Source organism: Pseudomonas sp. NFR02, from assembly GCF_900119375.1.
Taxonomy (GTDB): domain Bacteria; phylum Pseudomonadota; class Gammaproteobacteria; order Pseudomonadales; family Pseudomonadaceae; genus Aquipseudomonas; species Aquipseudomonas paracarnis.
In genome coordinates, this window is sequence record NZ_FPJJ01000008.1 from 287,105 (window position 1) to 310,526 (window position 23,422).

Annotated in this window: 18 protein-coding genes and 2 tRNA genes; 13 read left to right on the top strand and 7 right to left on the bottom strand. The window is 59.1% G+C overall.

What is annotated here, in order from left to right; genetic code table 11:
- Positions 1 to 12: 12 nt before the first annotated feature.
- The 13 genes from glmM (at position 13) to BT199_RS23140 (ending at position 12,590) form a co-directional block, all read left to right on the top strand.
- The gene (gene glmM / locus BT199_RS23080; RefSeq protein WP_003194195.1) at positions 13 to 1,350 is read left to right on the top strand and encodes a phosphoglucosamine mutase; all 1,338 of its coding nucleotides are present in this window, start codon (positions 13 to 15) and stop codon (positions 1,348 to 1,350) included.
- A 66-nt stretch (positions 1,351 to 1,416) separates the two neighbouring features.
- On the top strand, positions 1,417 to 2,172 hold the full coding sequence (gene tpiA / locus BT199_RS23085) for a triose-phosphate isomerase (protein ID WP_003194193.1): 756 nt from the start codon (positions 1,417 to 1,419) through the stop codon (positions 2,170 to 2,172).
- Between the two features lie 4 nt (positions 2,173 to 2,176).
- On the top strand, positions 2,177 to 2,560 hold the full coding sequence (secG, locus tag BT199_RS23090; protein ID WP_003194191.1) for a preprotein translocase subunit SecG: 384 nt from the start codon (positions 2,177 to 2,179) through the stop codon (positions 2,558 to 2,560).
- A 22-nt stretch (positions 2,561 to 2,582) separates the two neighbouring features.
- Positions 2,583 to 2,668 (top strand) — tRNA-Leu (locus BT199_RS23095).
- Between the two features lie 96 nt (positions 2,669 to 2,764).
- Positions 2,765 to 2,841, top strand: a tRNA-Met gene (locus tag BT199_RS23100).
- Between the two features lie 140 nt (positions 2,842 to 2,981).
- Positions 2,982 to 3,440, top strand: a complete 459-nt coding sequence (gene rimP / locus BT199_RS23105) for a ribosome maturation factor RimP (protein WP_032873230.1) — start codon at positions 2,982 to 2,984, stop codon at positions 3,438 to 3,440.
- 47 nt (positions 3,441 to 3,487) lie between these two features.
- A complete protein-coding gene (gene nusA / locus BT199_RS23110; RefSeq protein ID WP_003194187.1) occupies positions 3,488 to 4,969 on the top strand; it encodes a transcription termination factor NusA in 1,482 nt (493 codons plus the stop codon).
- Positions 4,970 to 4,996: 27 nt separating this feature from the next.
- Entirely contained in the window at positions 4,997 to 7,513 is a 2,517-nt protein-coding gene (infB, locus tag BT199_RS23115; RefSeq protein ID WP_003194185.1) for a translation initiation factor IF-2, read from the top strand.
- 159 nt (positions 7,514 to 7,672) lie between these two features.
- A complete protein-coding gene (rbfA, locus tag BT199_RS23120) occupies positions 7,673 to 8,068 on the top strand; it encodes a 30S ribosome-binding factor RbfA (protein WP_003176137.1) in 396 nt (131 codons plus the stop codon).
- Positions 8,069 to 8,071: 3 nt separating this feature from the next.
- Positions 8,072 to 8,989: a tRNA pseudouridine(55) synthase TruB gene (gene truB, locus BT199_RS23125; RefSeq protein ID WP_014719950.1), complete on the top strand. Its 918-nt coding sequence runs from the start codon at positions 8,072 to 8,074 to the stop codon at positions 8,987 to 8,989.
- A 115-nt stretch (positions 8,990 to 9,104) separates the two neighbouring features.
- Positions 9,105 to 9,374 (top strand): 30S ribosomal protein S15, encoded by a 270-nt coding sequence (gene rpsO, locus BT199_RS23130; RefSeq protein ID WP_003177875.1) that lies wholly within the window; start codon positions 9,105 to 9,107, stop codon positions 9,372 to 9,374.
- 195 nt (positions 9,375 to 9,569) lie between these two features.
- Complete coding sequence (pnp, locus tag BT199_RS23135; RefSeq protein WP_003194180.1) at positions 9,570 to 11,675, top strand: polyribonucleotide nucleotidyltransferase; 2,106 nt, start codon at positions 9,570 to 9,572, stop codon at positions 11,673 to 11,675.
- Between the two features lie 294 nt (positions 11,676 to 11,969).
- Complete coding sequence (locus BT199_RS23140; RefSeq protein ID WP_014719949.1) at positions 11,970 to 12,590, top strand: BON domain-containing protein; 621 nt, start codon at positions 11,970 to 11,972, stop codon at positions 12,588 to 12,590.
- Positions 12,591 to 12,873: 283 nt separating this feature from the next.
- Here the strand turns inward: BT199_RS23140 and BT199_RS23145 are convergent, their stop codons facing one another.
- The 7 genes from BT199_RS23145 to folK all read right to left on the bottom strand — a co-directional run bounded on the left by BT199_RS23145 (position 12,874) and on the right by folK (position 23,420).
- Positions 12,874 to 15,795 (bottom strand): DUF748 domain-containing protein, encoded by a 2,922-nt coding sequence (locus BT199_RS23145; RefSeq protein ID WP_019817947.1) that lies wholly within the window; start codon positions 15,793 to 15,795, stop codon positions 12,874 to 12,876.
- Positions 15,796 to 15,883: 88 nt separating this feature from the next.
- Positions 15,884 to 16,900: a class I SAM-dependent rRNA methyltransferase gene (locus BT199_RS23150; protein ID WP_014719947.1), complete on the bottom strand. Its 1,017-nt coding sequence runs from the start codon at positions 16,898 to 16,900 to the stop codon at positions 15,884 to 15,886.
- A gap of 92 nt (positions 16,901 to 16,992) precedes the next feature.
- Positions 16,993 to 18,930 carry an acetate--CoA ligase gene (gene acs, locus BT199_RS23155; RefSeq protein WP_072435529.1) on the bottom strand — a complete coding sequence of 646 codons (1,938 nt, stop codon included), beginning with the start codon at positions 18,928 to 18,930 and terminating at the stop codon, positions 16,993 to 16,995.
- A gap of 105 nt (positions 18,931 to 19,035) precedes the next feature.
- The gene (pgi, locus tag BT199_RS23160) at positions 19,036 to 20,700 is read right to left on the bottom strand and encodes a glucose-6-phosphate isomerase (protein ID WP_003194166.1); all 1,665 of its coding nucleotides are present in this window, start codon (positions 20,698 to 20,700) and stop codon (positions 19,036 to 19,038) included.
- Between the two features lie 224 nt (positions 20,701 to 20,924).
- A complete protein-coding gene (gene panC / locus BT199_RS23165) occupies positions 20,925 to 21,776 on the bottom strand; it encodes a pantoate--beta-alanine ligase (protein WP_014719945.1) in 852 nt (283 codons plus the stop codon).
- Positions 21,773 to 22,573, bottom strand: coding sequence for a 3-methyl-2-oxobutanoate hydroxymethyltransferase (gene panB, locus BT199_RS23170; RefSeq protein WP_014719944.1), 801 nt, complete (start codon positions 22,571 to 22,573; stop codon positions 21,773 to 21,775). Before panB ends, panC begins: the two co-directional genes overlap by 4 nt.
- Positions 22,574 to 22,934: 361 nt before the next feature.
- Positions 22,935 to 23,420 (bottom strand): 2-amino-4-hydroxy-6-hydroxymethyldihydropteridine diphosphokinase, encoded by a 486-nt coding sequence (folK, locus tag BT199_RS23175; RefSeq protein ID WP_032902683.1) that lies wholly within the window; start codon positions 23,418 to 23,420, stop codon positions 22,935 to 22,937.
- Positions 23,421 to 23,422: the final 2 nt, after the last annotated feature.

The following is a 23,422-nucleotide window of genomic DNA, read 5'->3' on the forward strand; positions in this document are numbered from 1 at the left end:
GATGGAGTACTTATGACTAAAAAATATTTTGGCACCGACGGCATTCGTGGTCGGGTCGGCGAATTCCCGATCACCCCTGATTTCATGCTCAAACTGGGTTGGGCGGCAGGCATGGCGTTCCGCAGCATGGGCGCGTGTCGCATCCTGGTGGGCAAGGACACCCGTATTTCGGGCTACATGTTTGAGTCTGCGCTGGAGGCCGGATTGTCCGCCGCCGGGGCCGATGTGATGTTGTTGGGGCCTATGCCCACGCCGGCAATCGCTTACCTGACGCGTACCTTCCACGCTGAAGCCGGTATTGTGATCAGCGCCTCCCACAATCCTCATGATGACAACGGCATCAAGTTTTTCTCGGGGCAGGGCACCAAGTTGCCTGACGAGATCGAGTTGATGATCGAAGAGCTGCTGGATGCGCCGATGACGGTGGTCGAGTCCAGCAAGCTGGGCAAGGTGTCGCGCATTAACGACGCGTCAGGCCGCTATATCGAATTCTGTAAAAGCAGCGTCCCGAGCAGCACCAATTTTGCAGGCTTGAAGATTGTTGTCGATTGCGCCCATGGGGCGACCTACAAGGTGGCGCCGAGCGTCTTCAAGGAACTGGGTGCACAGGTTACCGTGCTGTCGGCTCAGCCCAACGGCTTGAACATCAACGACAACTGCGGTTCCACCCACATGGAGCAGCTGCAGGCTGCTGTGCTGGCTGAGCATGCGGACCTGGGCATCGCTTTTGATGGCGATGGCGACCGCGTGCTGATGGTGGATCACACTGGCACGATCGTGGATGGTGATGACTTGTTGTTCATCATTGCCCGTGACCTGCATGAGCGTAACAAGCTGCAAGGTGGCGTGGTCGGCACTCTGATGAGTAATCTCGGGCTGGAATTGGCGTTGGCAGAACTGGGGATTCCCTTTATTCGCGCCAATGTCGGTGACCGCTACGTGATCGCCGAACTGCTGGAGCGTAACTGGTTGGTCGGCGGCGAGAACTCCGGGCACGTGGTCTGCTTCCAGCACACCACCACGGGTGACGCGATCATCGCCGCGCTACAGGTGCTGTTGGCCCTGCGTCGCCGCGAGGAGAGCCTGGCCCAGGCGCGTCAAGCCCTGCGCAAGTGCCCGCAAGTGCTGCTCAATGTGCGTTTTGCCGGTGGCGAAAACCCCATCGAGCACCCTGCTGTCAAAGAGGCTTGCGAGCGCGTGACCCAGGCAATGGCGGGGCGCGGGCGTGTGTTGCTGCGCAAGTCCGGCACAGAGCCGCTGGTGCGTGTGATGGTCGAAGGCGAGGACGAAACACAGGTTCGCGGCCATGCCGAAGACCTGGCAAAACTGGTAACTGAAGTTTGCGCCTGAATTCGGCTTGCCAGTGATGATGTGGTTGGGTAACATCTGCGCCCACTTTGACCGACGGGGTACAGCATGCGTCGCACTATGGTAGCTGGTAACTGGAAGATGCACGGTACCCGCGCCAGTGTCGCTGAGCTGATCAACGGCCTTCGTCACTTGGCCTTGCCTAGCGGTGTTGACGTCGCGGTGTTCCCGCCTTGCTTGCATATCAACCAAGTGGTTGATGGCTTGAAGGGCAAGTCGATTCAGGTCGGCGCGCAGAACTCGGCGGTAGAGCCGATGCAAGGTGCGTTGACCGGCGAGATTTCGCCGAGTCAGCTGGTTGATGCGGGTTGTTCCTATGTGCTTGTCGGGCACTCCGAGCGTCGCCAGATGATGGGCGAGCGGGATGGGACGCTCAACCGCAAGTTCGCCGCAGCACAGGCTTGTGGCTTGATTCCGGTGTTGTGCATAGGGGAGACCCTTGAGCAGCGCGAATCGGGCAAGACTCTTGAAGTTGTCTCGCGTCAGCTGGGCAGCATCATCGAGGAGCTGGGTGTTGGTGCATTTGCAAAGGCAGTTATTGCTTACGAGCCGGTCTGGGCCATTGGCACCGGGCTGACTGCTACACCGCAACAGGCGCAGGATGTGCACGCAGCCATCCGCGCGCAGTTGGCGGCAGAGAATTCTGAAGTCGCACAAGGTGTGCGGCTTCTATACGGCGGCAGCGTGAAGGCGGCCAATGCGGTCGAACTGTTCGGCATGCCGGATATCGATGGGGGGCTCATTGGTGGAGCTTCCCTGAATGCAGATGAGTTCGGTGCGATCTGTCGCGCCGCGGGAAACTGAAAAAATGCTGGAAACAGTCGTAGTCGTTTTTCATCTGTTGGCTGCCCTGAGCGTAGTTGCTCTGGTTTTGTTGCAACAGGGTAAAGGTGCGGATGCTGGTGCGTCTTTCGGTGCAGGTGCTTCAAATACTGTGTTCGGAAGCCAAGGTTCCTCTACCTTTCTTAGTAAGTTTACTGCTATACTTGCCGCAGGTTTCTTCATAACCAGCTTAGGGTTAGGTTACTTTGCTAAAGAGAAAGCTCATGTGCTGACTCAAGTAGGTTTGCCAAACCCAGCAGTGTTGGAAGTTCCAAAAGCAAAACCGGCTTCTGATGATGTCCCGGTGCTTCAAGAGCAAAAGTCGGCTACTCCAGCGACTGACGTGCCTCCAGCTCAAGAGCAGAAGTAAGAAGGGTTGTAAGCGCTGTATTGCCGAGGTGGTGGAATTGGTAGACACGCAACCTTGAGGTGGTTGTGCCCATAGGGTGTAGGGGTTCGAGTCCCCTTCTCGGTACCAATTATCAGGAGAGCCCGCTGTTGCGGGCTTTCTTGTAGGTGGAAGGTTACATTGACCCTGTAAGGGATCGGTCGTATACTTCCGCCCCAGCTTTGTCGCGGGGTGGAGCAGTCTGGTAGCTCGTCGGGCTCATAACCCGAAGGTCGTCGGTTCAAATCCGGCCCCCGCAACCAGTTTTAGCGGAGCCCCTTTTAAGGGGCTTTTTGTTAGCTGGACACTTTCAACGCCGCTGTTCGACGGCGTTTCAAGGATGGGCGTTTCGCCCATTTTTTTATTTTGCACAGCATGCACATACATGCACGAGGGGGTTCAGGTGTCGAGCAAGCTAGAAGAGTTGCAGGCCTTGTTGGCCCCGGTGGTCGTGGCCCTAGGCTATGAATGCTGGGGTATTGAGTTTTCGGCTCAAGGTCGCCACTCAATGTTGCGCGTTTATATCGATAAAGAGGGCGGTGTGCTGGTGGACGATTGTGCCATTGTCAGCCGTCAGATCAGCGGTGTGCTGGATGTTGAAGATCCAATCTCCGTTGAATACACCCTTGAAGTTTCCTCGCCAGGCATGGAACGCCCACTGTTCACTATCGAGCAGTTTGCTAAATATGCCGGTGAACAAGTGAAGATCAAGCTGCGCTCCCCCTTTGAAGGGCGACGCAACTTTCAGGGCCTTCTGCGCGGTGTAGAAGAGCAGGATGTCGTGGTGCAGGTAGAAGACCACGAGTTCCTGTTGCCGATCGATATGATCGACAAGGCCAACATTATTCCCAGTTTTGACTGAGACGCGGATCCCGCGGATCCAATGGCTTGCGAAAGGCGAGGCGTACGATGAGCAAAGAAGTACTGCTGGTTGTTGAGTCGGTATCCAATGAAAAGGGTGTACCGGCAAGCGTGATTTTTGAAGCGTTGGAGCTGGCCCTGGCCACTGCTACCAAGAAACGTTTTGAAGACGAAGTAGATCTGCGTGTGGAAATCAACCGCCACACCGGTGCCTATGAGACTTTCCGTCGCTGGACGGTGGTCGAAGAGGACGATCTTGATGATCCGGCCATCGAAACCTGGCCAAGCAAGGTTGCGCAAACGCATCCGGGCGCTCAGGTTGGCGATGTTGTCGAAGAAAAGATCGAGTCGATCGAATTCGGCCGTATTGCTGCACAGACCGCCAAGCAGGTCATTGTGCAGAAGGTTCGCGAAGCCGAGCGCGCTCAAGTCGTTGACGCCTATCGCGAACGCCTGGGTGAAATCATCTCTGGCACCGTGAAAAAAGTTACCCGCGACAACGTGATCGTCGACCTGGGCAACAACGCCGAAGCGTTGCTGGCCCGTGAAGACATCATCTCTCGCGAAACCTTCCGTGTCGGCGTGCGTCTGCGTGCGCTGCTCAAGGAAATCCGCACCGAGAACCGCGGCCCACAGTTGATCCTGTCGCGTACCGCGCCGGAAATGCTGATCGAGCTGTTCCGTATCGAAGTGCCGGAAATCGCCGAAGGCCTGATCGAAGTGATGGCTGCGTCCCGTGACCCGGGTTCGCGTGCCAAGATCGCGGTCCGCTCCAAGGACAAACGCATCGACCCGCAAGGCGCTTGCATCGGTATGCGCGGTTCGCGCGTCCAGGCAGTGTCGGGCGAATTGGGCGGTGAGCGTGTGGACATCGTCCTGTGGGACGATAACCCGGCGCAGTTCGTGATCAACGCCATGTCGCCAGCTGAAGTGGCGGCAATTATCGTTGACGAAGATGCCCATGCAATGGACATCGCCGTTGGCGCAGACAATCTGGCTCAGGCCATTGGTCGTGGTGGTCAGAACGTGCGTCTGGCCAGCCAACTGACCGGCTGGACCCTGAACGTGATGACCGAATCGGACATCCAGGCTAAGCAGCAAGCTGAAACCGGTGACATCCTGCGCAACTTCATCGAAGAGTTGGAAGTCGATGAAGAACTGGCACAGGTGCTGGTAGATGAAGGCTTCACCAGCCTGGAAGAGATTGCCTACGTACCGTTGGAAGAAATGCTCAACATCGACGGCTTTGACGAGGATATCGTCAACGAGCTCCGCGCTCGGGCCAAGGATCGTTTGTTGACTAAAGCCATCGCTACTGAGGAAAAGCTGGCAGACGCCCATCCGGCCGAAGACCTGCTCTCGCTTGAGGGTATGGACAAGGATTTGGCGATGGAACTGGCGGTGCGCGGCGTAATTACCCGCGAAGACCTGGCCGAGCAGTCTATTGACGATCTGCTCGACATCGACGGCATTGACGAAGATCGTGCCGGCAAGTTGATCATGGCCGCCCGAGCCCATTGGTTCGAGTAATTAGGCGCGGCCTGAGGAGAGAAGTGCATGACGCAAGTCACGGTGAAACAACTGGCCGATGAGGTCAAAACACCGGTAGAGCGCCTGTTGCAGCAGATGCGTGAGGCAGGTCTGCCGCACACCGCCGCCGATGAAGGTGTGAGCGATAGTGAGAAGCAGTCTTTGCTGACTCACTTGAAGAGCAGCCACAAGGCGAAAGTGGAAGAACCGCGCAAGATTACATTGCAGCGCAAAACCACCAGCACCCTGCGGGTTGCAGGTAGCAAGAGCATCAGCGTTGAAGTACGCAAGAAGAAAGTCTTCGTACAGCGCAGCCCGGAAGAAATCGAAGCCGAGCGCAAACGCGAGCTGGAAGAACGTCGCGCAGTAGAAAATGCTGCACGTCAGAAGGCTGAAGAAGAAGCCAAGCGTCGCGCCGAAGAAGAAGCGCGTCGCCAGCCTGCTGCTGCGCAACCTGCTGCCACTGACGCGGTCGCCGCCCCTGTTGAAGCTGTGCGTGAGGCTGCCCCGGCTGCCGCCGCACCTGCTCCTGCAGCAGACGCCCGCAAGCGCGACGAGCCTCGTCGTCCGGACAAACCACGTGCTGACGACAACAATCGTCGCGGTGGTGGTGGCGATGGCGAGCGTAAAAACGCTCCGCACCGCGCCTCGGTCAAAGAGAAAGCGCCTGCGCCACGCGTTGCCCCACGTACCACCGACGAAGAAAGCGATGGCTTCCGTCGTGGTGGTCGCGGCAAGGCCAAGCTGAAGAAGCGCAACGCCCACGGTTTCCAGAGCCCAACCGGCCCTGTCGTGCGTGAAGTGAAGATCGGCGAGACCATCACTGTGGGCGATCTGGCCCAGCAGATGTCGGTCAAGGCTGCTGAAATCATCAAGTTCATGTTCAAGCTGGGCACTCCGGCCACCATCAACCAGGTACTGGACCAGGAAACTGCCCAGTTGGTTGCTGAAGAGCTGGGCCACAAAGTGACCCTGGTCAGCGACACCGCCCTGGAAGATTCCCTGGCCGAGTCCCTGAAGTTTGAAGGTGAAGCGGTTTCCCGTGCGCCGGTCGTGACCGTAATGGGCCACGTTGACCACGGTAAGACTTCCCTGCTCGACTACATCCGTCGTGCCAAGGTTGCCGCAGGCGAAGCCGGTGGTATTACCCAGCACATCGGTGCATACCACGTTGAAACCGAACGCGGCATGGTCACCTTCCTCGACACCCCAGGTCACGCCGCGTTTACCGCAATGCGTGCCCGTGGTGCCAAGGCGACCGACATCGTGATCCTGGTGGTTGCAGCGGACGACGGCGTAATGCCGCAGACCATTGAAGCCGTCCAGCACGCCAAGGCTGCCGGTGTTCCTCTGGTCGTTGCCGTGAACAAAATCGACAAGCCGGGCGCCGATCTCGATCGCATCCGTAGCGAACTGTCGGTTCACGGCGTGACGTCCGAGGAATGGGGTGGCGAGACGCCATTCGTATCGGTCTCGGCGAAAATGGGTACCGGCGTTGACGAACTGCTCGAAGCGGTCCTGTTGCAAGCCGAAGTCCTGGAACTGACCGCTACTCCATCGGCTCCTGGCCGTGGCGTCGTGGTGGAGTCCCGTCTCGACAAGGGCCGTGGCCCAGTTGCCACCGTGCTGGTCCAAGACGGTACCCTGCGCCAAGGCGACATGGTACTGGTCGGTTCGAACTACGGCCGTGTACGTGCCATGCTCGACGAGAACGGCAAGCCAATCAAGGAAGCAGGCCCTGCTATCCCAGTCGAGATTCTCGGCCTGGACGGTACGCCGGACGCTGGCGACGAGATGAGCGTAGTGGCTGATGAGAAGAAAGCCCGTGAAGTGGCTCTGTTCCGTCAAGGCAAGTTCCGCGAGGTCAAGCTGGCCCGTGCTCACGCCGGCAAGCTGGAAAACATCTTCGAGAACATGGGCCAGGAAGAGAAGAAGACGCTTAACATCGTCCTCAAGTCTGACGTTCGTGGTTCCCTCGAAGCGTTGAACGGCGCCTTGAACGGCCTGGGTAACGACGAAGTGCAAGTGCGCGTTGTCGGTGGCGGTGTCGGTGGTATCACCGAATCCGACGCCAACCTGGCACTGGCTTCCAACGCTGTACTGTTCGGCTTCAACGTGCGTGCCGATGCTGGCGCTCGCAAGATCGTCGAGCAGGAAGGCCTGGACATGCGTTACTACAACGTCATCTACGACATCATCGAAGACGTCAAGAAAGCCCTTACCGGTATGCTTGGCAGCGACGTCCGGGAGAACATCCTGGGTATCGCCGAGGTGCGTGACGTGTTCCGCTCGCCGAAATTCGGTGCGATCGCCGGCTGTATGGTGGTTGAAGGCACTGTGTACCGTAACCGTCCAATCCGTGTACTGCGTGAAGACATCGTTATCTTCGAAGGCGAGCTGGAATCCCTGCGCCGCTTCAAGGATGACGCTGCCGAAGTACGTGCCGGCATGGAATGCGGTATCGGCGTCAAGAGCTACAACGACGTCAAGGTTGGCGACAAGATCGAAGTCTTCGAGAAGGTTCAGGTTGCTCGCAGCCTCTAACTCGCGCACTTCAGGAGCCGCGCAGCGTGTGGGCATGCAGATGCCCCGCGTAGCGTCAGGACTCTAAACGCAACGCCCGGTCTGGCTTTTGTCAGGCCGGGCGTTTGCCGCTTTCAGACCCCACGGGTTTCACCGTGTGGCAGTAACAGGTAACAAGACATGGCAAAAGAATACAGCCGTACCCAGCGTATCGGCGATCAGATGCAGCGTGAGCTGGCCCAACTGATCCGCCGCGAAGTCAAAGACCCACGCGTTGGCCTGGTCACCATTACCGCTGTTGAAGTGAGCCGTGACGTGGGTCACGCCAAGATCTTCATCACCGTAATGGGGCAGGACAACAGCGAAGAAATCGCGCAAAGCATCAAGGTGCTCAACTCCGCCGCAGGTTTCCTGCGTATGCAGTTGGCCCGTGAAATGAAGCTGCGCAGCGTTCCACAGTTGCACTTCCACTACGACGAAAGCGTCGTGCGTGGCGCGCACCTGTCGGCCCTGATCGAGCGCGCCGTGGCTGAAGACAGCCAGCATCCGTCCACACCTGAAGACGCCAAGGAGTAAGCGGTGGCTCAGGTCAAACGTATCCGTCGCAACGTCAGTGGCATCATTCTGCTCGACAAACCCATTGGCTTTACCTCCAATGCCGCGTTGCAGAAGGTTCGCTGGCTGCTCAATGCCGAGAAGGCCGGGCATACCGGCAGCCTTGATCCATTGGCCACCGGTGTATTGCCGTTGTGCTTTGGCGAGGCCACCAAGTTTTCGCAATACCTGCTTGATTCCGACAAGGGTTACGAAACCCTGATGCAACTGGGCAAGACCACCACCACGGCAGATGCCGAAGGTGATGTTTTGCAGGTTCGCGACGTGACCGTTGGTCGTGCGGATATCGAAGCTGCCTTACCCGCTTTTCGTGGGCAAATCAGTCAGATACCGCCGATGTACTCGGCACTCAAGCGCGATGGCCAGCCACTTTACAAGCTGGCACGTGCGGGCGAAGTAGTGGAGCGCGAACCGCGTTCTGTTACTATTGCGCGCTTGGAATTGCTTGCTTGTGAAGGCGACACTGCCCGTTTGGCCGTGGACTGCAGCAAAGGCACCTATATCCGTACCCTGGTGGAAGATATTGGTGAAAAGCTCGGTTGCGGCGCGTACGTTGCAGAACTGCGACGCACCCAGGCCGGGCCTTTCAGCCTGGCCCAGACGGTCACGCTGGAAGAGTTGGAAGCGGTACACGCCGAGGGCGGCAATGAAGCGGTTGATCGCTTCCTCATGCCATCGGACAGCGGTTTGCTCGATTGGCCGCTGCTGCACTTCTCGGAGCACAGCGCGTTCTACTGGCTCAACGGCCAGCCGGTACGCGCCCCGGATGCCCCGAAGTTCGGCATGGTGCGAGTACAGGATCATAACGGTCGCTTTATCGGTATCGGTGAAGTGAGCGAAGACGGGCGCATCGCGCCGCGTCGGCTGATTCGGTCAGAATGACCGAACGAGTGTGGCTGTTAACAGGCATGGTCAACACTCATTTTTAGATACAGGGATTTGTCCCTGGCCTGTTGAAACTGCCCTTTGGGTGGTTTCCTGAAAAAAGGATTGCCTCATGGCTCTCGACGTTCAAGAAAAAGCACAAATCGTAGCTGACTATCAGCAAGCTGTTGGTGACACTGGTTCGCCAGAAGTGCAAGTTGCACTGCTGACCCACAACATCAACAAACTGCAAGGTCACTTCAAGGCCAACGGTAAAGACCACCACTCCCGTCGTGGTCTGATCCGCATGGTAAACCAGCGCCGTAAGCTGCTGGACTACCTGAAAGGCAAGGATCTGGGTCGTTATCAGACTCTGATCGGTCGCCTGGGTCTGCGTCGCTAATAAGCGATTGCGCTAGAGGTTGGTTGTCTGCCACGTGTCATCGGGATTCCCGGTGGCCCGTGGTAGGCTCCCAGCCTCAAGTTTTATCTGGATACACGTTTTACCCTGGACGAGCGTCGGGCCGATTCCCGGCATTGCCCAAGAATTTCGCAAGAAGACAAGTTCCCCCAAGAGCCACAAAGAAGGTAGGACACCGTGAACCCGGTTATCAAAAAATTCCAGTTCGGTCAGTCGACCGTTACCCTCGAGACAGGCCGTATCGCCCGTCAAGCCTCCGGCGCAGTGCTGGTTACCGTTGACGACGACGTGACCGTACTGGTGACCGTTGTTGGCGCCAAGACCGCTGACCCGAGCAAGGGCTTCTTCCCTCTGTCCGTTCACTACCAGGAAAAGACTTACGCTGCCGGTAAGATCCCTGGCGGTTTCTTCAAGCGCGAAGGCCGTCCTTCCGAGAAAGAAACCCTGACTTCCCGACTGATCGACCGTCCGATCCGTCCGCTGTTCCCAGAAGGCTTCATGAACGAAGTGCAGGTTGTCTGCACCGTCGTTTCCACCAGCAAGAAGACCGATCCGGACATCGCTGCGATGATCGGTACCTCGGCTGCCCTGGCCATCTCCGGTATTCCTTTCGATGGCCCGATCGGCGCTGCCCGCGTTGCGTTCCACGAAAGCACCGGCTACCTGCTGAACCCGACTTACGAGCAACAGAAAGCCTCGAGCCTGGACATGGTCGTTGCCGGTACGTCCGAAGCCGTATTGATGGTTGAATCGGAAGCCAAAGAGCTGACCGAAGACCAGATGCTGGGTGCCGTACTGTTTGCTCACGACGAGTTCCAGGTTGTGATCAACGCGGTTAAAGAACTGGCTGCCGAAGCTGCCAAGCCGACCTGGACCTGGGCTGCTGCCCCGGAAGCCACCGAACTGCTGGGCGCTATCCGCTCCGAGTTCGGCGCTGCCATCTCCGACGCCTACACCATCACCGTCAAGGCCGACCGCTACGCTCGCCTGGGTGAGCTGAAGGACCAGGTCGTCGCCAAGCTGTCCGGCGAAGAAGGCCAGCCTTCTTCCAGCGAAGTCAAAGCTGCTTTCGGTGAGATCGAATACCGCACCGTTCGCGAAAACATCGTTAACGGCAAGCCACGTATCGACGGTCGCGACACCCGCACCGTGCGTCCGCTGAACATCGAAGTCGGCGTACTGCCGAAGACTCACGGTTCGGCGCTGTTCACCCGTGGCGAAACCCAGGCCCTGGTCGTTGCGACCCTGGGTACTGCCCGCGACGCACAACTGCTGGACACCCTGGAAGGCGAGAAAAAAGACCCCTTCATGCTGCACTACAACTTCCCTCCGTTCTCGGTGGGCGAGTGTGGTCGTATGGGCGGCGCGGGTCGTCGTGAAATCGGTCACGGCCGTCTGGCTCGTCGTTCGGTTCAGGCCATGCTGCCTGCCGCTGACGTGTTCCCGTACACCATCCGTGTTGTATCGGAAATCACCGAGTCCAACGGTTCCAGCTCCATGGCTTCGGTCTGCGGTGCTTCCCTGGCGCTGATGGACGCCGGTGTGCCAATGAAGGCACCGGTTGCCGGTATCGCCATGGGCCTGGTTAAAGAAGGCGAGAAGTTCGCCATCCTGACCGACATCCTGGGTGACGAAGACCACCTGGGCGACATGGACTTCAAAGTAGCCGGTACCGCCAAAGGTGTGACCGCGCTGCAGATGGACATCAAGATCAAGGGCATCACCGAAGAAATCATGGAAATCGCCCTGGGCCAAGCCCTGGAAGCGCGCCTGAACATCCTCGGCCAGATGAACCAGATCATTGGTCAGTCCCGCACTGAACTGTCGGAAAATGCTCCGACCATGATCGCGATGAAAATCGACACCGACAAAATCCGTGATGTCATCGGTAAAGGCGGCGCGACCATCCGTGCGATCTGTGAAGAAACCAAGGCTTCGATCGACATCGAAGACGACGGTTCGATCAAGATCTTCGGCGAAACCAAGGAAGCGGCTGAAGCAGCACGCCAGCGCGTACTGGGTATCACTGCTGAGGCCGAGATCGGCAAGATCTACGTCGGCAAGGTTGAGCGCATCGTCGACTTCGGCGCGTTCGTCAACATCCTCCCGGGCAAAGACGGTCTGGTTCACATCTCCATGCTGAGCGATGCTCGCGTTGAGAAAGTGACCGACATTCTGAAAGAAGGCCAGGAAGTGGAAGTGCTGGTACTGGACGTGGACAACCGCGGCCGTATCAAGCTGTCCATCAAGGACGTAGCAGCAGCCAAGGCTTCGGGCGTTTAATCACCCGCAGGCTTCACGCTGAAAAAAGGACTCCTCGGAGTCCTTTTTTTATGGGCGCGAGAAAATGAAGCAGAATCAGCTGTTTAGCGCCGCCCAAAAGCCGCAACTTGCATGCAGGCACGATGAGCTTCATGCAAGTTGCACGATTTCGAAAATTTATGCTTTTCATAAGTCATTGTTTAATAAGGGATTTAATCTGTTCAGCGAGTTGGCACACTGTCTGCAATATCCCTGGTAGCGCTGCAGCATGAAGGTTTACGCCTGCAGACTTTTAATAAAACAGGAGTTACTCGTATGAAGAAGTTCGCTCTCGCTACTGCTACCGCTCTGACCCTGGCCATGGGTGCTAACGTAGCCTTTGCTCAGACTTCCCAAGCCCCTATGACTTTGGCGGCCGGTGAAGCGACCAAGGCTAAGGAAAGCGTTTCGGATACTTGGATCACCACTAAAGTCAAAGCTGACCTGCTGACCGAAAAAGGCATTCCAGGTTCGGACATCAAGGTTGAGACCAACAAAGGTGTGGTTTCCCTGTCCTCCGACGTAGCAGTCTCGGATTCGCAGAAAGCTACTGCTGTAGCCATCACCAAGAAAATCAAAGGTGTGACTGCGGTTTCTGCTGACGGCCTGCTGGCTGGCGGTGCTACCAAAGCTGACGGCATCGACAAAACCAAAGGCGCTGCCCACGACGCTAAAGAGACCACCAGCGATACCTGGATCACTACCAAAGTGAAGGCTGACCTGGTCACTGAAAAAGGCATTCCTGGCACCGACATCAAGGTTGAAACCAACAAAGGTGTTGTATCCCTGTCGTCGCCTACCGCTGTGACCGCTTCGCAGAAAGAAACGGCTGTAGCGATTACCAAGAAGATCAAAGGCGTTAAAGCTGTCTCGGCCGATGGCCTGAAAGCAGAGTAACGTTGACGTTTCGTCTGGACTGAATAGCGGCGGCTTAGGGTGAGTTAGATATCCACCTGACGCACCTCTGGAGTTCATGCGACCGACCACACGGATGTGGTCATTACAGGCCCCGGCACTTGTGTCGGGGCCTGTTCTATTTCAGGCTGAAACAGAATGATCAGGTCAAAAAATGTGGGAGCTGGCTTGCCTGCGATGCTGGCACCTCGGTCATTCAGTTGCACCGAGGTGATGCTATCGCAGGCAAGCCAGCTCCCACATTAGGATGGGTGGTGCTTAGAAGTTACTCAGCATCCAGGTGCATTGGAGTGATCACCCGGCCATCTTTCTCGGCCTGCCCCAGCTGCGCATCGATGAAGTACACGCGGTCATCTTCCAACTGGCCCTTGTCTACCAGGTAATCCTTGATCGTGCTGGCTCGGTCCTGCCCCAACTGGCGCAGTAGCACGTCACTGCCACTCCAGAACTTGATCACACCGTCCTTGAGCTTCGCCGAGCGCTCATCGCTGCCCAGGTCTTTCCATTCGGCCGGGGGTTGCTGTTTGAGGCGGGTGCGGTAGATGCCTTCCAGCAATGGTGCTTTTTCCTTCTCTGGCACTTCAAGCAGGGAGGCTTGGGCCGGGACCTTGTCGCCACGGCGCTGGAGGATCTTGTAGTAGTTATATTGGTATTCACGCTCCAGTCGCTGTGCGGCCAGGAACGGCCCGTCGCTGCTGGCAGCGGCGGTGCCTTCAATTTCCAGGCGCAGGGCAGGGCGTTCTTTCAGCGCCTTGGCCAGGGTGTTCAGAGCGCCTTCGGCGTCTTTGTTCAGCTCACTGGAGCCTGCGGCGAACGACACATTGCCCAGGTCTTCAGAGCCACCACCGGTGACCAGCCCGCCAATGAACTTGAAGGGCGCGGTTGCCGCGCGTACCACGAGGTTGCGCAGGGTCTGCCACACAATCGGCATCACGCTGAATTGCGGGTTGTTCAGGTCGCCGCTTACTGGCAGTTCGATGGAGATCTTGCCGTCGGAGTCCTTGAGCAGGGCGACAGCCAGGCGAATCGGTAAGTCCACGGCATCGGAGCTGTCGACTTTTTCACCCAACTGCAGTTGCTCGACCACCACTTTGTTTTCAGCCTTCAACTGGCCTTTGGTGATCACGTAGTGCAGATCGAGATTCAGGCGACCCTTGCGGATGCGGAAGCCTGCGAATTTACCTGAGTAAGGTGTCAGGTTGGTCAGCTCGACACGCTTGAAGCTGGTGGCGATGTCTAGCGCGGCCATCGGGTCAAACGGGTTCACGCTGCCTTTGATCGTCACTGGTGCGTATCGGTCCACCTTGCCCTTGATGTCGACGCTGGCCGGTTTGGCCTGGCGACTGTCGATGGTGCCAATCTGGCCGTTGAGCTGTTGAATCGCGGTGGCAAAGTTGGGGGTGAGGCTGAAGTCGGCAAAGTTGGCCGAACCGTCGTTGATCGCGATCTGCCCGATATGAATGCCCAGGGGCTTTTCGTTGCTGGCGGCAGGTTTGGCTGCCGACTTGCTGCCACTGTCGGCCGGCTGCGGAATCAGCAGGTCGTCGATGTTGGTGGTGCGATCTTCGTTGATCATGAAGCGCGCATACGGCTGCAACAGGTTGACCTTGTCGATCGACAGGCTTTGGCCGTGCTGGTAGTTCACGCCCTCTAGCACCAGGCGCTGCCACTTTAGGAAGTCGCGGGTCTTCAGGGTGTCCAGGGTATGCAACTGGTCAACCTGGGCGCGGCCGGTGACCTGGAGGGCCAGCGGCTCGGTGCTTTTGAGGTTTACGTCCAGGTTGCTGCCGAGCATGCCGCTGCGCAATTCCAGGCGAATAAACGGGCTGATATAGGCCTGGGCGACCCGCAGGTCGATGTCCTGGGTGTTCACTTTCAGCTTGGCACTGACCGGGTTGAGGTTAACCTCGCCGGTTGCCTGGATCTTGCCTTGCTTACCCAGGCCGGTGTCGACCTTCAAGGCGAAGGGGCTCTGGTTGAGGCTGTCGAAGTTCTGTACGTCGACATTCAACGGGCCCAGTTCCAGCGCGACCGCAGGTTTAGCCTGGCGGTCGGCCAGGTGCACCTGATAGTTACGCAGTTGCACATCCTTGAGCAGCACTTGCCACGGTTTGCTCGGGGCCGCCGGTTGCGCCGACGGCGCGTCGGCAGCGGTTGGTTCCGGTGCCTTGGCCGGTTTGCTCGGTTGGCTGGCGAACAGCTTCTGCCAGTCCAATTGACCATCGGCCTCACGGGCGGCCCAGGTTTCCAGCTTGTTGCTGCGGATCTTGCCGATAATGACCTGCTGCTTGGCCAGGTCTACCGTGGTTTCGCTGACGTCCAGGCGTTCCAGGCGTGCCAGTGGCCGGCCATCGGGGGCCTTTATAGCAAAGGGGGCGATGCTGGCGGCGGTGTTGGTCAGGTTCAGCTCGGTTTCTTTGGCCAGGCTGAATTTGTAGTCAGTGCTGAAGTTGAGCACCCCGTCTTCCAGCACCAGTGGCAGGGCGTCACGTACATACGGCCACCAGGCTTTCATCTTGCCGTCGGTCACCTTCAAGGTGCCTTCGGAGGTGATCGGTACCAGGCTGAAGTTGCCTTTCCAGTCGATCTGGCCACCTTCGGGGCCGGCGGCGACCAGGGTCATGTCGGCATTGTCGTCGGGCAAAGTGCTAAGGTTTTTCAGCTCGAAGTCGAGTTCGTCGTAGAGGAATTCGATGGGCTCGCTGGGGCGCAGGTCCTGGAAATGCAGGTTACCACCGGCCAGCTTGATGCTGTCGATACGCAGTGGGAACGGCTTGGCATCAGGATCGGCCGGGGTTGGCTCGCTCGGCGGCAGTTTGAACAACTGCGCCAGGTTCAGTTGGCCGGACTTGTCGAACAGCAGTTCGGTCTTGGGCTTGTCCAGTTGCACATCAGCCAGGTGCAGGGCGCGGGTCCAGAGGCTGTCGATCTGCAGGTTGGCGTAGAGGCGTTCGAAACCTACTTGCTCTTTGCCTGGCTCGCCGATCTTCAGGCCCCACAGCGTCAGTTCCAGGCTGAAGGGGTTGAGCTCGATGCGCTCGATTCGCGACGGCACCGTGGCGTAATTGGCCAACTGTTGGTTGGCAATGCGAAGGGCGATGCCGGGTAATATCAGAAAGCCCAGCAAGCTGTACAAAGCAAGGGCGGTCAACAAGGCGCCTACGGCGCGGATCAATCCTTTGGGCATGGGTGAACGCCATCTATGTCGAACGAGAGTGCCTTGGAGTATGGCACGGGAATTCGGTTCCGAAGAACCGTGGGCGCTGGGAAACTTCCTACAAATGCAGGATCAGGGTCTTCAACGGGGGCTGTTGGTCCCGGGAAGGAAAGTCAGCCCCAGGTGTCATCACTTGCCATTCGCGTACCGGGCGCCCGGCTTTTTCCGCGCAGCGCAGCACCTGCTCACGCCAGTCCTCCATGCTGACTTTTGCCAGGTTGTTGCAGCAAATCAGTACGCCATTGTCGGCGGTGGCCAGCAGTGCGGGTTTGAGCAGGCTTTGATAGTCGCGCAACAAATCGACGGTGCCGAAAGCGCTCTTGGCCCAGGCGGGAGGATCGAGCAGTACCAGGTCGTACTGGCGCTGTTCCAGGCGCGGATAGCTCGGCAGCTTCTGCCCGCGACGCTGGGTGATCGGCAGGCCCGCCAGTTGGCGAATCGCCGGGAAGTAATCGGACTGTACAAACTCCATGCTAGGCAACTGCGGGTTGAGCTGGCCGTTTTCACGCCCCACCGCCAGGTTGCCCTCGGCAAAATCCAGGTTGCACACTTCCCGTGCGCCCCCCGCCGCTGCGCTCAAACCTACCCCACAGGTGTAGGCGAACAGGTTCAGCACGCTTTTGCCGGCGCTGTGGTCCTTGACCCAGCCCCGGGTGTTGCGCAGGTCGAGGAACAGCAGCGGGTCTTGCCCGGCGTGGCGTCCACGCACACGGTAATTGAGGCCCCACTCGTGGCCGACCAGGTCTTCCAATGCGCCAGGCTCCGCGCGGTACACCGTGTCTTCGCGGTCGATGCGCGAGTTGCCGCGGGCACGGTCGTTGTACACCAGCAACAATTCCAGGCCCATGTATTGGTTGATCAGTTGGTGCAAGTCCAGCAAGTCTGCGGTTTCCAGGGACTGGTGGAAGCTTTGTACCAGCAATTGCGGGCCGTAGCGGTCGATGGTCAAGCCGCCGGCGCCTTCCTGGCTGCCGTGAAACAGCCGATAGCAGTCCGTACCCTGGGCGTGCAGCGTGTTGATCAGGTCTTGGCGGTGATCGAGGGCGGCGCGCAGCGCCTGATTCAAGGGAGTCATGGAGCGCGCCTTGCTTGCAGATGAATAAGAAAAAGGGGGCGCGAAGTTTAACAGCTAACCCCGGCCTGCACAGGCCGGGGATTATCCTGGCCCTACCGGTTGAGGCGTTTGTCGATCAAACCGTCCACCACGCTGGGGTCGGCCAGGGTCGAGGTGTCGCCCAGGCTGTCCAGTTCGTTACAGGCGATCTTGCGCAAGATGCGTCGCATGATCTTGCCGGAGCGGGTTTTCGGCAGGGCAGGGGCCCATTGGATCAATTCCGGTTTGGCGAAGCTGCCAATCTCCTTGCTGACCAACTCCAGCAGGTGCTTTTTCAACGCGTCGCTGGGTTCGACGCCATTCATGGGGGTGACAAAGGCGTAGATGCCCTGGCCTTTGACGTCGTGGGGGTAGCCCACCACGGCGGCTTCGGCGACCTGATCATGCAGCACCAGCGCACTTTCCACCTCTGCGGTGCCGATGCGATGGCCGGACACGTTGATCACATCGTCGATCCGCCCGGTGATCCAGTAGTCGCCGTCTTCATCGCGCCGTGCGCCATCCCCGGTGAAGTAGTAGCCGGGGTAGGGCTTGAAGTAGGTGTCGATCATGCGCTGCGGGTCGCCGTAGACGCTGCGAATCTGCCCCGGCCAGCTTGATTTGATGGCGAGTACACCGCTGCCGGCGCCGCTGATTTCCTTGCCTTGTTCATCAAGCAACACCGGTTGTACGCCGAACATGGGCTGTGTCGCGCAGCCCGGTTTGATGCGCTGGGCGCTGACCAGCGGGCTGAGCATGATGCCGCCGGTTTCGGTCTGCCACCAGGTATCAACAATCGGGCAGCGCTGTTCGCCGACGGCGTTGAAATACCAGTCCCAGGCTTCCGGGTTGATCGGCTCACCTACGCTGCCCAGCAGGCGCAGGCTGGCGCGCGATGTACTCTGCAGCGGGCCGTGGCCTTCGCGCATCAGGGCGCGCAGGGCGGTGGGCGCTGTGTAGAAGATATTCACCTGGTGTTTATCGATGACCTGCCAGAAGCGCGAACTGTCCGGATAACTCGGCACGCCTTCGAACATCAGCGAGGTGGCGCCATTGGCCAGCGGGCCATAGACGATATAGCTGTGGCCGGTGACCCAGCCCACGTCGGCGGTGCACCAGAACACTTCGCCTTCTTGGTAATCGAGCACGTACTTGAAGGTCATCGCCGCTTGCAGCAGGTAGCCAGCGGTGGTGTGCAACACGCCTTTGGGTTTGCCGGTGCTGCCGGAGGTATACAGGATAAACAGCGGGTCTTCGGCGTCCATCGGCTCGGGTGGGCAGTTGTCGCTGGCGGCGTCCAGGGCGGCTTGGTATTTGAGGTCGCGGCCCTCGTGCCAATTCACGCCCGCCCCGGTGCGCTCCACCACCAGTACCGTGCTGACATTCGGGCAACTGGCCAGGGCCTTGTCGACGTTCTGTTTCAGCGCCACGGGCTTGCCACCGCGTATGCCTTCGTCGGCGGTGATCACGGTGCGGCAATCGGCGTCGAGGATGCGGTCGCGCAGGGCGTCAGGAGAGAAACCACCAAACACCACCGAGTGCACTGCGCCAATTCGCGTGCAGGCCAGCATGGCGTACGCCGCCTCGGGGATCATCGGCATATAGATGCACACGCGATCACCTTTGTTCACGCCACGGCTTTTCAACACATTGGCCAGGCGGCTGACGTTTTGGTGCAGTTGACGGTAAGTAATCGTGCAGGATGTTGACGGATCATCGCCTTCCCAGATGAAAGCCGGCTGATCGGCGCGTTGCGCCAGATGGCGGTCGATGCAGTTGTAGCTGACGTTCAACTGGCCACCGGCAAACCATTGGGCGGCACCGGTGTGGATGTCTGACTGCTGGACGCTGTGCCAGGGTTTTATCCAGTCGAGAAAGCCCTTGGCCTGTTCGGCCCAGAAGGTGTCTGGCTGGTCGATGGATTGGCGATAGAGGCGCTGGTAGTCCTCTTGACTGAGCTGCGCAGTCCGGCGGACGGCATCGGCGGTGGGAAAGGTGCTGATATCGAACATGAGCGCTCCTTATTCTTGTTTTTGCGACAAGTCATAAAGATGCACCCTGGGGCGGGAGGGTTCAAGGCCAACGTCCAAACGGACGTTGGCCTTGAATGAACGGCTTCAGCCGCGGTGGCGACCACGGAAGTAGTTGATCAGGCCCTGGGTCGAAGCATCTTCGGCCAAGGTTTCTTCGGCGCCGGTCAGGCGGTTGTACACGCCTTTGCCCAGCTCCTTGCCCAGTTCAACGCCCCATTGGTCGAAGGCATTGATGCCCCACACCACGCTCTGCACGAACACCTTGTGCTCATACATCGCCACCAGCGCACCCAGGCGGCGTGGGCTGATGCGCTCGACCACCAGGGTGTTGCTCGGACGGTTGCCCGGGATCACCTTGTGTGGTGCCAGCTTCTGTACTTCGGCTTCCGGCAAGCCCTTCTCACGCAGCTCGGCTTCGGCCTCGCTGCGGGTCTTACCGAGCATCAGCGCCTGGCTCTGGGACAGGCAGTTGGCGTACAGCCACTGATGGTGGTCGGACACAGGGTTGAAACTGACGATCGGCACGATGAAGTCGGCCGGGATCAATTGAGTCCCTTGGTGCAGCAACTGGTGGTAAGCGTGCTGGCCGTTGCAGCCTACGCCGCCCCAGATCACCGGGCCGGTATCGGTGGACACTGGCGTACCGTCCTGGCGCACGCTCTTGCCATTGGATTCCATGTCCAACTGCTGCAAATGCTTGGTGATGTTACGCAGGTAATGGTCGTACGGCAGGATCGCATGGCTCTGCGCACCCCAGAAGTTGCCGTACCACACCCCCAGCAAGCCCAGCAGCACGGGCATGTTGGCTTCGAACGGCGCGTTCAAAAAGTGCTGGTCCATGGTGTAGGCACCCGACAGCAGTTCCTTGAAGTTGGACATGCCGATAGCCAGGGCAATTGGCAAGCCGATGGCAGACCACAGCGAGTAGCGCCCACCGACCCAGTCCCACATGGGGAAGATGTTTTCTTCGCGGATACCGAAGGCCACGGCTGCGGCATTGTTGCTCGAGACGGCGATGAAGTGGCGATACAGTTCGGCTTCCGAGCCTCCCTGGGCCAGGTACCAGGCGCGGGCGGCCTGGGCGTTTTTCAGGGTTTCCAGGGTGTTGAAGGATTTGGACGAGACGATAAACAGCGTGGTCTCGGCGCGCAGCTTCATGGTCAGTTCGTGGAACTCGCTGCCGTCGATGTTCGCCAGGTAGTGGCAACGCACACCTTTATGGGCGTAGGACAGCAAGGCCTCCGAGACCAATTCCGGGCCGAGGAACGAGCCACCGATGCCGATGTTCACCACGTCGGTGATCGGCTTCTCGGTGTAGCCACGCCACAGGCCGTCGTGGATACGGCCGACCAGGTCAGTGATCTGATTCAGCACCTTGTGCACGTCCGGCATGATGTTCACGCCGTTGACCGACAGCTTATCGCCCACCGGGCGGCGCAGGGCGGTGTGCAGGGCAGGGCGGCCCTCAGAGGAGTTGACCGGTTCGCCAGCGTACTGCGCGTCGATCGCCGCCTTGAGATTGACTTCCTTGGCCAGGCCCACCAACAGGTCGCGGGTTTCGCTGGTGATCAGGTTTTTCGAGTAATCGAGGAAAAGTCCGCAGCTGCTCAAGGTGAACTGGGAAAAACGCTGAGGATCGGCATTGAACGCCTCGCGCATGCTGAAATCCTGCATGGCTTGGCGATGTTGAACAAGCGCTTGCCAGGCGGGCAGCGCGGTAACGTCATGAGGGGTGCGGTAGTACGCCATCGCTGCGGGTTTCCTTTTATTACGGGGACTGCCTTTAGGACACTTCAAAGCCCGGAACATCCAGTCTTATAACAAGGATTGGGTTCCAGACAGCGCTAACCATAGCGCAGGGCAGTTACATTAAACCTAGCGTGTGGATATGTCTTGGCTTTGTCTGCGCTGTGGCCGGTACTTTTTTATACCGGCACAGCCGCCGGGGCAACAGGTTGAGGGTAAAGCGGGGGTCAGGCGAGGTTCAGGTGCAGGTTATCGATGAGGCGTGTTGCCCCCAGATAAGCGGCGACCAGGATCACCACATCACGATCTTCAGCCGTGGCCGGGCGCAGATGTACGCCTTGGCGCACTTCCAGGTAGTCCATGCGCAGCCCTGCGGCTTCAATCTGCTGAATGTGCTCGGCGCGAAGCCTGGCAAAATCATGATCGCCGCCTTGGATGGCCGTGGCGATCTGGCTGAGCGCGCGGTACAGCACTGGCGCGACCGCACGTTGCTCCTCGGTGAGGTAACCGTTGCGTGATGACAGCGCGAGGCCGTCCTCGGCGCGCACGGTAGGCTCGCCAATGATCTGGATCGGCATGTTCAGGTCGCGGACCATGGCGCGGATCACCGCCAACTGCTGGTAGTCCTTCTGGCCGAATACGGCCATGTCCGGCTGGACCATGTTGAACAGCTTGCTGACCACCGTGGCCACGCCTTCGAAGTGCCCTGGGCGGCTGGCGCCGCACAAGCCTTCGGACAGCTGTGGCACGCTGACTCGGGTCTGGCCGTTCATGCCATCGGGGTACATTTCCTCGACCGTGGGCGCAAACAGCAGGTTGCAGCCCGCCTGCAGGAGTTTTTCCTGGTCGGCGGCCAACGTGCGCGGGTATTTGTCCAGGTCTTCGCCCGCGCCGAATTGCAGCGGGTTGACGAAAATGCTCGCCACTACGAAATCCGCTTGCTGCGCGGCCTTGGTCACCAGGGTGGCGTGGCCGCTGTGCAGGTTACCCATGGTGGGCACAAAGCCGATGCGTTTGCCGGCGCTGCGGGCGTGGGTTACGGCAGCCCGCAGTTCGCGGACGGTTTTAACGGTGTTCATGCCGAGAACCCGTGTTCAATACCTGGGAAAGTTACATTCTTGACTTCGCTGACGTAGGCGCTCAGGGCCGCGTGGATGCTGTCCTGGCCGGCCATGAAGTTCTTCACGAACTTCGGTACGTGGCCGGTGATCGACAGGCCGAGCATGTCGTGCAATACCAGCACTTGGCCATCAGTGGCGGAACCTGCGCCAATCCCGATCACGGGCACTTTGACGGCCTGGGTGATTTCGGCGGCCAGTTCGCTCGGCACGCACTCCAGCAGAATCATCGCAGCACCGGCTTGTTCCAGTGCAATAGCATCGGCGCGCATCTGGCGGGCCTGGGCTTCATTGCGGCCCTGGACCTTGTAACCACCGAGGATGTTGACCGACTGCGGTGTCAGGCCCATGTGCGCGCACACTGGCACGCCGCGCTCGGCCAGCAACCGGATCGACTCGGCCAGCCACACGGCACCTTCGACTTTGATCATATGCGCGCCCGCCTGCATCAGCTTGCCGGCGTTCAGGAAGGTTTGCTCAAGGGTGGCGTAACCCATGAACGGCAGGTCCGCGATGATCAAGGCGCCATCATTGCCACGCTTGACGCTGGCGGTGTGGTAGGCGAGTTCATCGGTGGTCACAGGCAGCGTGCTGTCATTCCCTTGAAGAACCATGCCCAGGGAGTCGCCCACCAGCAGCACTTCGACGCCAGCCTGGCAGCTGGCGTGGGCGAAGGTGGCGTCATAGCAGGTCAGCATGGTGATTTTTTCACCTTTGAGCTTGAGGCTCTGCAAGGTGGTCAGGGTAATGTCTGGCATGAAAGGGTCCTCGTTCAGGCGCTTGGAAACAGCGAGTAACGCGCGTGAGTCTTCGTTTATACAGGCGCACTGTCTTGAAAGCAGTGCTTATAAGGCCTGGATTGCGCCCTGTCGCGCCGGGTTGGCGGCAGCGGGACGCCTATAGTCGTGAGGAGGACACGGGAAGTCAATTGGATGTGTTACCGCATTGTTACGATGGCGGTGTTACCGCTGTTACTGACGCGATTCAGCAAGTTGAGCACGGTTTTGGCCGCACTGAATCCAATGTGGGAGCTGGCTTGCCTGCGATGGCATCACCTCGGTGTGGCTGATACACCGGGTCGCTTGCATCGCAGGCAAGCCAGCTCCCACATTGACCGGGTCATTCTTGAGGGAGGCGTTCCAGGCCGACGAACGGGCAGGCGGTGAGCAGGTCGCTCAAACGCTGGCCGTCAGGCAGCTGCAGGTCGGCTGGCGCCAACTCAGCCAACGGATACAGCACAAACGCGCGCAGATGCATCTGGTAGTGCGGCACCTTGAGGCGCGGCTCATCGATCAGGCGATCACCGAACAGCAGGATATCCAGGTCCAAGGTGCGCGGGCCCCAGCGTTCCAGGCGTTCGCGGCCCTGATCGTTTTCGATGGCTTGCAGCGCGTCGAGCAGGTCCAATGGCGCCAGGTGACTGTCCAGCGCCGCAACGGCGTTGGTGTAGGGCGGCTGGCCGGGCAGCAGTGAATCGCTTTGATAGAAGGCGGACACACCGGCGAGCTGAGTGCCAGGCAATTGCGCCAGCGCCTCGATCGCGCTGCGCAATTGTTGCTCCGGGGCAGCCAGGTTGCTGCCCATGCCGATGTAGATACGTTCCACGT

What these genes read in the sequence shown, in the direction of transcription:
- glmM (WP_003194195.1), top strand. Translation starts at nt 13, where the DNA reads ATGACTAAAAAATATTTTGGCACCGACGGCATTCGTGGTCGGGTCGGC.
- tpiA (WP_003194193.1), top strand. Translation starts at nt 1,417, where the DNA reads ATGCGTCGCACTATGGTAGCTGGTAACTGGAAGATGCACGGTACCCGC.
- secG (WP_003194191.1), top strand. Translation starts at nt 2,177, where the DNA reads ATGCTGGAAACAGTCGTAGTCGTTTTTCATCTGTTGGCTGCCCTGAGC.
- nusA (WP_003194187.1), top strand. Translation starts at nt 3,488, where the DNA reads ATGAGCAAAGAAGTACTGCTGGTTGTTGAGTCGGTATCCAATGAAAAG.
- infB (WP_003194185.1), top strand. Translation starts at nt 4,997, where the DNA reads ATGACGCAAGTCACGGTGAAACAACTGGCCGATGAGGTCAAAACACCG.
- rbfA (WP_003176137.1), top strand. Translation starts at nt 7,673, where the DNA reads ATGGCAAAAGAATACAGCCGTACCCAGCGTATCGGCGATCAGATGCAG.
- rpsO (WP_003177875.1), top strand. Translation starts at nt 9,105, where the DNA reads ATGGCTCTCGACGTTCAAGAAAAAGCACAAATCGTAGCTGACTATCAG.
- BT199_RS23140 (WP_014719949.1), top strand. Translation starts at nt 11,970, where the DNA reads ATGAAGAAGTTCGCTCTCGCTACTGCTACCGCTCTGACCCTGGCCATG.
- BT199_RS23145 (WP_019817947.1), bottom strand. Translation starts at nt 15,795, where the DNA reads ATGCCCAAAGGATTGATCCGCGCCGTAGGCGCCTTGTTGACCGCCCTT.
- BT199_RS23150 (WP_014719947.1), bottom strand. Translation starts at nt 16,900, where the DNA reads ATGACTCCCTTGAATCAGGCGCTGCGCGCCGCCCTCGATCACCGCCAA.
- acs (WP_072435529.1), bottom strand. Translation starts at nt 18,930, where the DNA reads ATGTTCGATATCAGCACCTTTCCCACCGCCGATGCCGTCCGCCGGACT.
- pgi (WP_003194166.1), bottom strand. Translation starts at nt 20,700, where the DNA reads ATGGCGTACTACCGCACCCCTCATGACGTTACCGCGCTGCCCGCCTGG.
- panC (WP_014719945.1), bottom strand. Translation starts at nt 21,776, where the DNA reads ATGAACACCGTTAAAACCGTCCGCGAACTGCGGGCTGCCGTAACCCAC.
- panB (WP_014719944.1), bottom strand. Translation starts at nt 22,573, where the DNA reads ATGCCAGACATTACCCTGACCACCTTGCAGAGCCTCAAGCTCAAAGGT.